This is a genomic window from Stenotrophomonas sp. 1L-E-5-B-C3 (genome assembly GCF_057292075.1).
In genome coordinates this window covers 115,870-129,629 of record NZ_JBXAWS010000011.1, presented here as the reverse complement: position 1 = coordinate 129,629, position 13,760 = coordinate 115,870, and the positions used below count along the sequence as shown (strand labels likewise).

General features: G+C 66.3%; 8 protein-coding genes and 1 riboswitch. Of the genes, 6 read left to right on the top strand and 2 right to left on the bottom strand.

What is annotated here, in order from left to right; translation table 11 throughout:
• The first annotated feature begins 122 nt into the window (after positions 1–122).
• The 4 genes from AC0Z6F_RS15000 (at position 123) to AC0Z6F_RS14985 (ending at position 7,502) form a co-directional block, all read left to right on the top strand.
• Entirely contained in the window at positions 123–2,270 is a 2,148-nt protein-coding gene (locus AC0Z6F_RS15000; RefSeq protein ID WP_012512514.1) for a S46 family peptidase, read from the top strand.
• Positions 2,271–2,405: 135 nt separating this feature from the next.
• A complete protein-coding gene (locus tag AC0Z6F_RS14995; protein ID WP_012512513.1) occupies positions 2,406–5,864 on the top strand; it encodes a hybrid sensor histidine kinase/response regulator in 3,459 nt (1,152 codons plus the stop codon).
• A 262-nt stretch (positions 5,865–6,126) separates the two neighbouring features.
• Positions 6,127–6,216: riboswitch (yybP-ykoY riboswitch) on the top strand.
• Positions 6,217–6,304: 88 nt separating this feature from the next.
• Positions 6,305–6,880, top strand: a complete 576-nt coding sequence (locus AC0Z6F_RS14990) for a manganese efflux pump MntP (protein WP_012512512.1) — start codon at positions 6,305–6,307, stop codon at positions 6,878–6,880.
• Between the two features lie 166 nt (positions 6,881–7,046).
• Positions 7,047–7,502: an REP-associated tyrosine transposase gene (locus AC0Z6F_RS14985; protein ID WP_012512511.1), complete on the top strand. Its 456-nt coding sequence runs from the start codon at positions 7,047–7,049 to the stop codon at positions 7,500–7,502.
• Positions 7,503–7,556: 54 nt separating this feature from the next.
• On the opposite strand, the gene AC0Z6F_RS14980 is transcribed toward AC0Z6F_RS14985, so the two are convergent.
• Together AC0Z6F_RS14980 and acs are read right to left on the bottom strand one after the other, a co-directional pair.
• Entirely contained in the window at positions 7,557–8,222 is a 666-nt protein-coding gene (locus tag AC0Z6F_RS14980; RefSeq protein WP_005420420.1) for a response regulator transcription factor, read from the bottom strand.
• 121 nt (positions 8,223–8,343) lie between these two features.
• Complete coding sequence (gene acs / locus AC0Z6F_RS14975; RefSeq protein ID WP_012512510.1) at positions 8,344–10,287, bottom strand: acetate--CoA ligase; 1,944 nt, start codon at positions 10,285–10,287, stop codon at positions 8,344–8,346.
• Positions 10,288–10,532: 245 nt separating this feature from the next.
• Here acs and AC0Z6F_RS14970 point away from each other — a divergent pair, with 245 nt between their 5' ends.
• Positions 10,533–11,960 (top strand): DcaP family trimeric outer membrane transporter, encoded by a 1,428-nt coding sequence (locus AC0Z6F_RS14970; RefSeq protein WP_006403150.1) that lies wholly within the window; start codon positions 10,533–10,535, stop codon positions 11,958–11,960.
• A 98-nt stretch (positions 11,961–12,058) separates the two neighbouring features.
• A complete protein-coding gene (locus AC0Z6F_RS14965; protein WP_006403045.1) occupies positions 12,059–13,720 on the top strand; it encodes an MFS transporter in 1,662 nt (553 codons plus the stop codon).
• Positions 13,721–13,760 lie beyond the last annotated feature (40 nt).

Sequence of the window (13,760 nt, the reverse complement as noted above, 5' to 3'; positions counted from 1 at the left end):
GGGCAGAAGAGCAGCCGAGCGTGGGCTCGGCTCTACAGGTACGTGCCCCCAACCATCGGCCGTTGCCCCATCCGGCCCCAGCGGCTATGGTCCCGGGCTGTTCTGTCGTACCGGATTGCCTCATGTCATCACGCAAAGCCCTTCCTACCGCCCTGGCCCTGGGCCTGACCCTCGCCGCCGGCGCCCACGCCGATGAAGGCATGTGGATGCCGACCCAGCTGCCGGAACTGGCCAAGCCGCTGCAGGCCGCAGGTTTCAAGGGCAATCCGGCCGACCTGGCCAACGTCACTGCGCCGCCGCTGAGCGCGGTGGTGCGTGCCGGTGGTGGCACCGGCTCGTTCGTATCCGCCGACGGCCTGCTGCTGACCAACCACCACGTGGCGATGGGCGTGATCCAGTACAACAGCTCGCCCGAGCACGACCTGATCAATGGTGGCTTCATCGCCAAGGGCCGCGCCGACGAGCGTCCGGCCAACCCGGACTTCCGCGTGCTGGTCACCGTCGGCTTCGACAAGGTGACCGACCAGGTGCTGGCGCAGGCGCGTGGCAAGACCGGCCGCGCCTACTTCGATGCCGTCGATGCGGCCAGCAAGCAGATCGTGGCCGAGTGCGAGAAGGACGGCAGCGTGCGCTGCTCGGTGGCCAACATGTACTACGGCACCGACTTCTACCGCATCGCCCAGCTGGAACTGAGCGACGTGCGATTGGTCTATGCGCCGCCCCGTGCGATCGGCAACTACGGCGATGAGATCGACAACTTCATGTGGCCGCGCCACACCGGCGACTTCACCCTGCTGCGCGCCTACGTTGGCAAGGACGGCAAGCCGGCCGCCTACAGCAAGGACAACGTGCCCTACCAGGCGCCGGCGCACCTGCAGATGTCGGTGGAAGGTCCGAAGGAAGGTGACTACGCGATGCTGGCCGGTTACCCGGGCATCACCTATCGCCACCGTACCGCGGCCGAATTCGCCGGCCAGATCGATACCGTGCTGCCGCGCCGCGTGTCGGTGTTCCAGCAGATGATCGACACCATCGAGGCCGCCAGCGCCAAGGACGCGCAGGCGCGCACCCGCTACGCCTCGCAGCTGCAGTCGCTGAAGAACAACCGCAAGCGCGCCGCCGGTGAGCTGGAAGGCCTGTTGCGCAGCGACGCCAAGGCCCAGCGTGCCGCCGACGAGACGGCGATGCTGGCTGCCACCGACCGCAAGTACCAGGGCGACATCAAGGCGTTGCTGACCAACTTGTCGCAGGGCGCGGCGGTGGGCGAACGTGACCTGTTGCTGGACCAGATGGCCGCACAGAGCCAGCTGCTGCGCTCGGCGCTGCTGCTGGAACGCCTGCGCATCGAGTCGGCCAAGCCGGACGCGCAGCGCGAGAGCGGTTTCCAGCAGCGCGACCAGGCGATGATCGAAGGCGTGCTCAAGCAGGTTCAGCGCCGTTACGCGCCGGAGGTCGAGAAGGCGCTGCTGACCACCCTGCTGACCCGCTACCAGCAGCTGCCGGACGCGCAGCGCGTGGCCGAGTTCGATACGGCCTTCGGCCGTACCCCGGAGCAGCTGGCCAAGGCACTGGACACCCTGTACGCCGGCACCCAGCTGGGTGACGAGGCGCAGCGCCTGTCGCGCTTCGCTGCTGCACGCGAAGGCAAGGCACTGGCCGCCGATCCGCTGATCGCCGTGGCCGGCCCGCTGGTGGCCGCGCAGCTGCGCATCGAGAACGAAAGCAAGACCCGCGAAGGCGAGCAGCTGCGCCTGCGCCCGGCCTACATGCAGGCGCTGTTCGCCTGGCGTGCCAAGCAGGGCCGCGCGGTGTACCCGGATGCCAACCGCACCCTGCGCATCAGCTACGGCAAGGTCGAGGCGCTGCATCCGCGCGACGGCGTGACCTACTCGCCGGTGACCACCGTGGCCGGCATCGTCGAGAAGAACACCAACGCCTATCCGTTCGATGCGCCCAAGCCGCTGCTGGCCGCGATCGCCAAGGGTGACTTCGGCAGCACCGCCGACCCGGCGCTGAAGACCCAGACGGTCAACTTCCTGACCAACCTGGATACCACCGGCGGCAACTCCGGCTCGCCGGTGCTCAACGCCAAGGGCGAACTGATCGGCCTGAACTTCGACAGCAACTGGGAATCGGTCAGCGCCAGCTGGTGGTTCGACCCGCGCTACAAGCGCGCCGTGCACGTGGACATGCGCTACCTGCGCTGGCTGCTGGCCAAGGTCTACCCGGCGCCGGAACTGCTGAAGGAAATGGGCGTGCCGGCCCAGTAAGAAGCCGGCCACGACCAATGGTCGTGGCCCGCACCGCGTAGGCCCCCACCTTGGTGGGGGTGGTTGTCCCCAACGAGCCCGCACCCCCGGCCACGCCTGGCCTACACTGCGGGTTCTTCCGACGGAAACGCGCGCGTGGTCTCCAGCTGGATCCTGCTGCTGGTCTCGGTTGCCTATGCCGCGCTGCTGTTCGGCGTGGCGTGGTGGGGTGACCGTCGGCCGATGTACCCCGACCGGCCGTGGCTGCGGCCGGTGGTCTACAGCCTGGCACTGGCCGTGTACTGCTCGTCGTGGACGTTCTACGGTGCGGTCGGTACCGCCGTGCGCAACGGCGTGGGCTACCTGCCGATCTATATCGGTCCGTTGCTGCTGCTGTTGTTCGGCTGGCGCATCATCGAGCGCCTGGCGCTGATCGCACGCAGCCAGAACGTGGTGTCCATCGCCGACTTCATTTCTTCGCGCTTCGGTCGCTCGCGGCGGCTGGCGGCGCTGGTGGCGATCATCGCGCTGATCGGCATCATTCCGTACCTGGCCCTGCAGTACAAAGCGGTGGCAATGAGCCTGCAGGTGCTGACCGGCAACACCGGCCCGACCGGCTTCTTCAGCGATCCGGCGCTGTACGTGGCGCTGCTGATGGCGCTGTTCGCCACCCTGTTCGGCACCCGCCAGGTCGACGCTACCGAGCACCACCACGGCATGATGCTGGCCATCGCGCTGGAGTCGGTGATCAAGCTGGTAGCGATGGTGGCCGTGGGCGTGTTCGCCTACGTCTGGCTCAGCGACCGCAACGAGGCGGTGGTGGAGTCGGTGCATACACTGTTCACCGGGCTGCCGCCGGTGGGCTTCATCTCGCAGACCCTGCTCAGTTTCCTCGCCATCATCTGCCTGCCGCGCCAGTTCCACGTGGCCGTGGTCGAGTGCGGTGACGTACGCGATGTGCGCCGCGCGCGCTGGATGTTCGGTGGCTACCTGGTGCTGATCTCGGCGATGGTGCTGCCGATCGCTACCGCGGGTGTCAGCCTGTTCGGCACCGGCAGCAGCGTCGCCGATGATTCGATGGTGCTGGCGTTGCCGCTGGCCGAGGGGCGCAACGCCCTGGCGCTGATCGCCTACGTAGGCGGATTCTCCGCCGCTACCGGCATGGTCATCGTGTCCTCGATCGCGCTGGCCACCATGGTCAGCAACGACCTGGTGATGCCGGTGCTGCTGCGCCGCAGTGGTGATCACCAGGAAGCGGCCGACGTCGCTTCACGGGTGTTGTGGATCCGCCGTCTGGCGATCCTGCTGCTGGCGTTGATGGCTTACAGCTACTACCGCAGCAGCAGCAACGACAGCACGCTGGCCTCGTACGGCCTGATGGCCTTCGCCGCGGTGGCCCAGTTCGCGCCCGGCCTGATCGGTGGCCTGTACTGGCGCGGTGCCAGCCGTCGCGGTGTCGAGACCGGCATGCTGCTGGGCTTCGCCACCTGGCTCTACACCCTGCTGCTGCCTGCGATGACCATCGCCGGCTGGATGGACGACGGCTGGGTACAGAACGGCCCGTTTGGCATCGCCTGGCTGCGCCCGCAGCAGTTGTTCGGCATGACCGGCTGGGATCCGCTGACCCATGGCACGTTCTGGTCGCTGCTGGTCAATGCGGCGACGATGATGCTGGTGTCCGCGCGCTGGCGTCCCGGTGTGGACGAGCGTCTGCGCGCCGCGCCGTTCCTCGACCCGTATGCCGAGCGCCCGTCGGTGGCCGGTGGCTGGCCTGGTCACGTGCATGTGGGTGACCTGCTGGCGCTGGCCTCCCGCGTGGTCGGCGAGCGCCATGCGCGGCGTTCGTTCTTCGAGCAGGCGCAGTCGCTGGGCCGCGAACTGCAATCCTCGGCGCCTGCGGACCGGCCGTGGGTACAGTTCACCGAGCGTCTGCTGGCTGCGTCGATCGGTGCGGCATCGGCACGCCTTCTGCTGACCAGCCTGCTGCGCGGTTCGGGCATGGACCTGGGTGAAGTGGTGGCGGTGCTGGATGAGGCCGGCCAGGAGCTGCGCTTCAACCGCGAGATCCTCTCGACCACGCTGGAGAACATCAGCGCCGGGGTCAGCGTGGTCGACCCGGACATGCGGCTGACCGCGTGGAATCGCCGCTACCAGGACATGTTCGGCTACCCCGACGGCATGCTCTACGTCGGGCGGCCGGTGGCTGACCTGATCCGCTACAACGCCGAGCGGGGTGAGCTGGGCGAGGGCGATATCGAAATCCAGATCAACCGCCGCATCGGCTACATGCGGGCCGGTTCGCCGCACGTGTTCGAGCGCACCCGCAGCGATGGCAAGGTGATCGAGATGCGCGGCCAGGCATTGCCGGGCGGTGGCTATGTGACCAGCTACAACGACATCACCGATTACAAGCACGCCGAACGCGCGCTGTTGGAGGCCAACGAAACACTGGAACAGCGCGTGGCCGAGCGTTCGCACGAGGCCGAAGTCGCGCAGCAGTCGAAGACCCGCTTCCTGGCCGCGATCAGTCATGACGTGCTGCAGCCATTGAATGCCGCACGTCTGTTCGCTTCGGCGTTGCGCGACAGCGATCATGTGAGTGACGAGCAGAAGCACCTGGCCGAACGCGTGGATGCGTCGCTGCGTGCGGCCGAGGAACTGCTTGATGGCCTGTTGGATGTGTCGCGGCTGGATGCCGGCGGCCTGCATCCGGTGATCGGCGAGTTCGACGTGAGCGCGTTGATGCGCGAGTTGGCCGCGCAGTACACCCCGGTCGCCGCCGGTCGTGGCCTGCGCCTGGACCTGTTCGCGCGCCCGGCGTGGGTGCGCAGTGACCGCCGCCTGCTGCGCCGCGTGCTGCAGAACTTCCTCGCCAATGCGCTGCGCTACACGCGCCAGGGCCGCATCGTGCTGGCGGTGCGGCAGCGCGGCGACGAGGTGGAACTGCAGGTGTGGGACACCGGCCCGGGTATTCCCGAGCACCACATGCGGCAGATCTTCGACGAGTTCCATCGCTACCAGCAGCCTTTCGACTGGGGTGAGCAGGGGCTGGGATTGGGTTTGTCGATCTGCCAGCGTATCTCGCGCCTGCTTGATCATCGGTTGAACGCACGCAGCCGCGTGGGCAGTGGTTCGATGTTCTCGATCATCCTGCCGCGGGTGGCACCGCTGCCGGGCTACACCGAGCTGGTCACACCTGCACAGAGCGTAGCCGCGCCAGTGCGCAGTGATTCGCTGGCCGGCCTGCGCGTGCTGTGCGTGGACAACGACGAAGAGATCCTCGACGGCATGCGCGCGCTGCTGGGCCGTTGGCAGGTGCAGGTGATCACTGCCGCCACCGTTGACCAGGCGCTGGAGAAGATCGCCGAGCGCCCGCAGGTGATGCTGGTGGATTACCACCTGCACGACCGCATGGATGGCCTGGATGCGCTGGTGGCGCTGCGCGAGGCGGCAGGCTATGCGCTGCCCGGCGCGCTGCTGACTGCCGATGGTCGCGACGAGCTGAAGCGGATGGCTCGCGAACGCGGATACCGCGTGCTGACCAAGCCGATCAAGCCAGCCTCGCTGCGCGCCTTCCTCGGCGCGCTGCGCGACACCGGCAGTGGTGATGCCTAGATCGCGACTGTAGAGCCGAGCCCATGCTCGGCTCCCGCTCGGGGCGCGGGACTCCGTCGTCGGATCGAAGAGCAGCCGAGCGTCGGCTCGGCTCTACAAATGCAGGTGCCGCGGGGTTCTGTAGAGCCGAGCCCATGCTCGGCTCACGCGCGAAGCGCGGCGTCGCGGAAGTCCTGTTATAGCCATCGCTATACAAACCAGCCCTGCCTGCGCGTTTCGCTGGAAATGCGCCACGCGCGAATCGCGATGCTAAGCTTCGCGTCCCCTTGGGGAGTAGCCGGATTCCTTCGCAGGAATCGTCCACGTCAACATACTCGGCCAGTGCGCCGTGGCGTGGACAACCATGATGGTTGGCGAGACCAGCGGCCCGCGCGCGCAACGTCAGGTTGGGCGCGAGCGCAGGCCGTGCGTCCGTCCTAGCCCGACCTCAGCAGCCGCCCATGTCCCCCATTTCGATCCTCCTGATCGGCTTTGCCATGTCCACCGATGCCTTCGCCGCAGCAATCGGCAAGGGTGCGGCCATGCGCAAGCCGGTGTTCCGCGACGCACTCCGTGCCGGCATCATCTTCGGCGTCATCGAGGCGATCACGCCCATCATCGGCTGGCTGCTCGGCCGTGCCGCCCTGCAGTACGTCGAAGCCTTCGACCACTGGATCGCCTTCGGTCTGCTCGGCGCGCTGGGCATCCACATGATCTACAACGGTCTGCGTCCGGACAGTGCCGAGGAAGACGAAGACCCCTCGCAGCACCACGGCTTCTGGAAGCTGGCACTGACGGGTTTCGCCACCAGCATCGATGCGATGGCGGTGGGTATCGGCCTGGCCTTCATGGACGTGCATATCGGCGTGATGGCCGTGGTCATCGGCCTGTGCACGCTGACCATGGTCACCGTCGGCATCATGCTCGGCCGCGTGCTGGGCAGCATGGTGGGCAAGCGTGCCGAGATCATCGGCGGTGTGATCCTGGTGATCATCGGCGCGACGATCCTGTACGAACACCTGCACGGCGTGGCGTAACGGCCGCCCCTGTAGAGCCGAGCCCATGCTCGGATCACGCGCGTAGCGCGGGCTTAAGGTCAAACGCAGCCGAGCATGGGCTCGGCTCTACAGCGGGGCATCGGCCGACAGGCGATGCGGTGTTGCCCCGATGGAGAGCCTGTCGGGCGCAGCATAGTCTTCGGGCATGTCCAGCCCCGCACTCCGTAATGGCCGGTGGTCGCAGACCGGCAATGTCTATGCGATCACCGCTGTGACATACGCGCGTCGACGCTGGTTCGACGATGAAGCCAACGTCGATCTTCTGATCGAAGCGTTGCGCACAGTAGAGCGGACGGGGCGGACCTTCTCCCTCGCGTGGGTGATCATGCCGGACCATCTTCATTGGTTGATCGAACTGCGACGCGGAACGCTCGCCGGGTGCATGCAGATCCTCAAGTCCAGAAGCGGACGGGCCATTGCCAGGCAGGTGGAAGCCAACGCGCCGATCTGGCAGCCGGGCTACTACGACCACGCGCTGCGCAGCGATGAATGCCTGCGCAAGCAGGCGATGTACATTGCGGCCAATCCGGTTCGTGCTGGGCTGGCTACGTTTCTTGGCGAGTTTCCTCACGCCTGGAGCAGATGGCCTCTGCGGGAGTAGCGCGACCTTCGGCGAACAGCAGCCGAGCATGGGCTCGGCTCTACAAAGGCGGGCTCAGTCTTCTTCCGGCGGCAGCACGATGGCGTCGTCGTCGATGGCCAGCTTGCCGGCCATCAGCACGGCCTGGGTGCGGTTGGTCACGCCCAGCTTGCGCAGGATCGCGGTGACGTGGGCCTTGATCGTCGCTTCGGACACGTTGAGGTCGTAGGCGATCTGCTTGTTCAGACGGCCGGCGCCGAGCATCTGCAGTACGCGGAACTGTTGTGGGGTCAGCTCGCGCAGGCGCTGGCCGACTTCGCGTTCCTCGCTGCCGGTGGGCGGCACGTTGTGCGCTTCCGGCGGCGCCCAGGTCTCACCATCGAGGATGGTGCCCAGTGCGTGGCCGATGGTGTCCGAATCCGCAGACTTCGGAATGAAGCCCAGCGCGCCGTGGTCGAGCGCGCGGCGCATCACCGTGGCTTCTTCGCGCGCGGACACCACGACCACCGGCAGCTGCGGATGCAGCGAGCGCATGTGCACCAGCGCGTTGAAACCCTGCGCACCGGGCATGTTGAGATCCATCAGGACCAGGTCGGCGTCGTTGTGCTGGTCGGCCAGCGCGTACAGCGCTTCCACGCTGTCGGCTTCGAACAGCTGCACGCCGGGGATGACCCGCTGCACGGCGCCGCGCAGGGCTTCGCGGAACAGCGGGTGGTCATCGGCAATCAGGAGGGTGGTCATGGGTCGAGCTTATCGATCAGGAAAAAGAGCGACGTGATGGCAGGTGCAGGACGGGTCGGACACGGCCGGGTCCCTCCTCCCGGCCACGTCCCTGGCGCGTCCTGCGCCTGCGGTCACGCCATCAGCGCACCTTGCGCTCGTCCACCAGCGACGCCACCACCGACGGATCGGCCAGGGTCGAGGTGTCGCCGAGCTGGTCCGGTGCGTTCTCGGCGATCTTGCGCAGGATGCGGCGCATGATCTTGCCCGAGCGGGTCTTGGGCAGGCCCGGCGCCCACTGCAGGTGGTCCGGCGTGGCGATCGGGCCGATCTCCTTGCGCACCCACGCGATCAGCTCCTTGTGCAGCTCATCGGTCGGCGCCTCTTCGGCCACCAGGGTTACGTAGGCATAGATGCCCTGGCCCTTCACGTCGTGCGGGAAACCAACCACGGCGGCTTCGGCCACCTTCGGGTGCGAGACCAGCGCGCTTTCCACTTCGGCGGTGCCGATGCGGTGGCCGGACACGTTGATCACATCATCGACGCGGCCCGTGATCCAGTAGTAGCCGTCTTCATCGCGGCGGCAACCGTCGCCGGTGAAGTAGCTGCCCGGGTAGGTACGGAAATAGGTATCGATGAAGCGCTGGTGGTCGCCGTACACCGTGCGCATCTGGCCCGGCCAGGAATCACGGATGATCAGGTTACCCTCGGTCGGGCCGTCCTTGATCTCGCCATCGGCATTGACCAACGCCGGCTGCACGCCGAAGAAGGGCAGGGTGGCCGAACCCGGCTTGAGATCCATCGCGCCGGCCAGCGGCGAAATCAGGATGCCGCCGGTCTCGGTCTGCCACCAGGTATCGACGATCGGGCAGCGGCTGTCGCCAACCACTTCGTAGTACCAGCGCCAGGCTTCCGGGTTGATCGGTTCGCCAACGCTGCCAAGCAGGCGCAGCGAGGCACGCGAGGTCTTCTTCACCGGCTCCTCGCCCTCGCGCATCAGTGCACGGATGGCGGTCGGCGCGGTATAGAAGATCGACACCTTGTGCTTGTCGATCACGTTCCAGAACCGCGAGGTATCCGGGTAGTTCGGCACGCCTTCGAACATCAGCGAGGTCGCGCCGTTGGCCAGCGGGCCGTACACGATGTAGCTGTGGCCGGTGACCCAGCCGACGTCGGCGGTGCACCAGTAGATGTCGTCCTCGCGCAGGTCGAACACCGCTTCATGGGTGTAGGCCGCGTACAGCAGGTAGCCACCGGTGGTGTGCAGCACGCCCTTCGGCTTGCCGGTGGAACCGGAGGTGTAGAGGATGAACAGCGGGTCTTCCGCGTTCATGCGTTCCGGCTCGCAGATGGCAGGCTGGCTGTCCACCACGTCGTGGAACCAGCGGTCGCGCGGGGCCTGCATGTCCACCGCGCCACCGGTGTGACGCACCACCAGCACGGTTTCGACGGTGTTGGTGCCGGGCAGCTTCAGCGCGGCATCAACATTGGCCTTCAGCGGAATCCTGCGACCACCGCGCAGACCTTCGTCGGCGGTGATGATCAGCTTGCTCTGGCAGTCGCTGACGCGGTCGGCGATCGAGTTCGGCGCGAAGCCACCGAACACCACCGAGTGGATCGCACCGATGCGCGCGCAGGCCAGCATGGCCACGGCGGCGTCGACGATCATCGGCAGGTAGATGGTGACCCGGTCGCCCTTCTTGACGCCGAGGTTGCGCAGCGCATTGCCGAGGCGGCAGGTACGCTCGTACAGCTCGCGATAGGTCACGTGCTGCGCCGGTGCGTCCGGGCCGTCCGGCTCGAACAGCAGGGCGGTCTTGTCGCCACGCGTCTCCAGCTGGCGGTCCAGGCAGTTCACGCTGGCATTGAGCTCGCCATCCTCGAACCACTTGATGTGGAAGTCGGACAGGTCGTAGTTGACGTTCTTGATCTTCGTCGGCTTGCGCATCCACTCCAGGCGCTCGGCGGCCTTGCCCCAGAAACCATCCGGGTCGGTGACCGAAGCCTGGTACTGCTGTTCATAGGACGTCTTGTCGATGCGTGCCTTGGCGGCGAACTGCGGATCGACGGGGTAGATATCAGCCATGGCACCCTCACTTGCACGTTGACTTTGTATGTGCGGTCGCAGCATCGCAGCGACCGATCCCCCTCAGTTTGCCCCATCCACCCCCGCCCGCGTCACCACCTTGCTTAGACCATGGTCGAAAGTGAGCGTCCTGCAGGGCCGGGTTCGACCAATGGCGAATAGCCGGTGTGCGTGAACGCCCCGCAGTCTCGGCTCGACCGTGCCCCACGCGCGGCATCACCTTGCCACTTGGGAGAGAGGGCAACATGAGCCACCGTACGTTGAAAGCCGTGCGCAAACCTTTGGCGGCCTGCCTGTTGGTCGCCCTGGTCGCACCGGGCATGGCGTTCGCAGAGACCGCCAAAGAGAAAGCGCTGGAAGCACGCGTTGCCGAACTGGAACGCCAGGTCCAAGCGCTGCTGTCTTCGCAACAGCAACAGCAGACCCAGATCAGCCAGACCCAGCAGGCCGTAACCGAAGTCCGCACCGTGCAGGCCGAGCAGAAGCCGGTCGCTTCGGTGCCGGCCGGCAAGCAACCGATCCAGGTCACCACCATCACCCCGGGCGCCGCGCCGGGTACCACGGTCAAGATCGGCGGCTTCATCAAGGCCGACTTCCTGGCCACCCAGACCAGCGATGGCCAGCTGGCCGACGACGCCACCGGCCGCTCGCTGTACCTGCCGGGCCAGACCCCGGTAGAAGGCGCCGGCGGCAGCGGCAAGCGTTCGGGCACCGACTTCAACGCCCATGCCAAGTTCTCGCGCTTCAACCTGGGCATCGACAACGTGAGCGAATCGGGCAACAAGGCCGGCGCGTTCTTCGAGATGGACTTCTTCGGCAATTCGCTGGGCAACCAGACCGCCACCAATACCTACGGTGTGACCCTGCGCCACGCCTACATGTACTGGAACAACTGGATGGCGGGCCAGACCTGGTCCAACTTCATGGACGCGGCCGCACTGCCGGAAGCGGTCGACTTCGTCGGCCCCACCGACGGCGTGATCTTCGTGCGCCAGGCGCAGGTGCGCTACACCCAGGGTGGCTTCAGCGTCGCGCTGGAAAATCCGGAAACCACCACCCTCACCGGTACCCGCAACCCGGTTACCGGCGCCTGGACCAATGCCAGCGCCAACTCCGATCGTGGCAGCCTGCCTGATCTGACCATGCGCTACGGCTGGAAGGGCAACTGGGGCACCTTCGGCGTCGGCGGCATCGTCCGTCAGCTGAAGGTCGACAACCAGGCCACCGGCGCCAAGGCCGACAAGGTGGCCGGCGGCCTGACCCTGGGCGGCAAGTGGGTGATGGGTGACAGCGATTCTCTGCACTACCAGCTGACTGGCGGCGAAGGCATCGCCCGCTACATCGGCCTGGGCATCACCGCCGACAGCGCCTACGACGTGGCCCGCGACGAGCTCAACCCGACCGGCGTGCTTGCCGGCTACGTGGGCTGGCGGCATGCGTTCTCGCCGAAGCTGCGCACCAACCTGATCTACGCGCGCAGCGACTACGACAACGACAGCATCCTTGGCCCGCTGGTGACCAAGAGTGTGCAGAGCATCCGCGGCAACATCTTCTACTCGCCGCTGCCCAAGGTCGATATCGGTGCAGAGCTGATGTATGGCCGTCGCGAAGTGGAGAACGGCAACAAGGGTGACATCACCCGACTGCAGTTCACTACCAAGTACAGCTTCTAAGAGCGTGCCGGCCAACGGCTGGCACCTACCGAATTGCGTGCCGACCAACGGTTGGCACCCACCGGCCCAGGCCGGCATCTACAGAGGGAAAGCGTCCCATGTCCAGCACACCCAGCACCGCACACAAAGCGGGCACCCTGACCCAGGGCCACAAGAAGGTCATTTTCGCGTCGAGCCTCGGCACGGTGTTCGAGTGGTATGACTTCTTCCTGTACGGCTCGCTTGCAGCGATCATCGCCAAGCAGTTCTTCAGTGGCGTCAATGAAACCACGGGCATGATCTTCGCCCTGCTGGCGTTCGCTGCCGGCTTCTTCGTGCGTCCGTTCGGCGCGGCCTTCTTCGGCAGCCTCGGCGACCGCATCGGCCGCAAGTACACCTTCCTGGTCACGATCCTGATCATGGGCATCTCGACCTTCCTGGTCGGCGTGCTGCCCAACTACGCTTCGATCGGTTTCGCCGCACCGGTGATCCTGATCATCCTGCGCCTGGCCCAGGGCCTGGCGATGGGCGGCGAGTACGGCGGTGCCGCCACCTACGTGGCCGAACACGCACCGGACGACAAGCGCGGCCTGTACACCAGCTTCATCCAGTGCACGGCCACGCTCGGCCTGTTCATGTCGCTGCTGATCATCCTGGCCTGCCGCTACTTCCTCGGCAACGAAGCCTTCGAAGCCTGGGGCTGGCGTATTCCGTTCCTGGTCTCGATCCTGCTGCTGGGCGTGTCGGTGTGGATCCGCCTGCAGCTGAGCGAGTCGCCGCTGTTCCAGCAGATGAAGTCCGAGGGCAAGGGTTCCAAGACGCCGTTCCGTGACAGTCTGAAGGGCGGCAACCTGAAGCTGATGCTGCTGGTCCTGCTGGGTGCTGCGGCCGGCCAGGCGGTGGTGTGGTACGGCGGCCAGTTCTACGCGCTGTTCTTCCTCAGCAGCATGCTGAAGGTCGATGCCACCACGTCCTACCTGCTGATCGCCGCCGCGCTGGCGCTGGGCGTGCCGTTCTTCATCTTCTTCGGCTGGCTGTCCGACCGTATCGGCCGCAAGAAGATCATCCTGGCCGGCTGCCTGCTGGCCGCCGTCACCTACATCCCGATCTTCAAGGGCCTGACCCACTTCGCCAACCCGGCCATCGAAGAAGCCCGCACCAACTCGCCGGCGCTGGTGGTTGCCGATCCGAACACCTGTTCGTTCCAGTTCGATCCGGTCGGCCTGCGCAAGTTCACCAGCTCCTGCGACGTCGCTACCGCTGCGCTGACCAAGGCCGGTGTGCCGTATGACGTGCAGCCCGCCGCCGCCGGTTCGCTGGCGATGGTGAACGTGGGCAGCGCCAGCGTCACCTCGTATGAGGCTGCTGGCCTGACCAAGGAAGACGGCAAGGCCAAGGCCGATGCGTTCGGTGCGGAACTGAAGACCGCCCTGACCACCGCCGGCTACCCGGCCAAGGCGGATGGCGCCCGCATCAACATCGCCGGCACCATCTTCATGCTGTGGCTGCTGGTGCTGTACGTGACCATGGTCTACGGCCCGATCGCCGCTTACCTGGTCGAACTGTTCCCGACCCGCATCCGCTACACCTCGATGTCGCTGCCGTACCACATCGGCAACGGCTGGTTCGGTGGCTTCCTGCCGGCGATCTCGTTCGCGCTGGTGGCCGGTACCGGCAACCTGTACTACGGCCTGTGGTACCCGATCATCATCGCGCTGATGTCGGTGGTGATCGGCGGCCTGTTCCTGCGCGAGACCAAGGACGTGGATATCACCAAGTAACCGGCGTGCCGACCAACGGTCGGCACCCATCAGGTTTCAG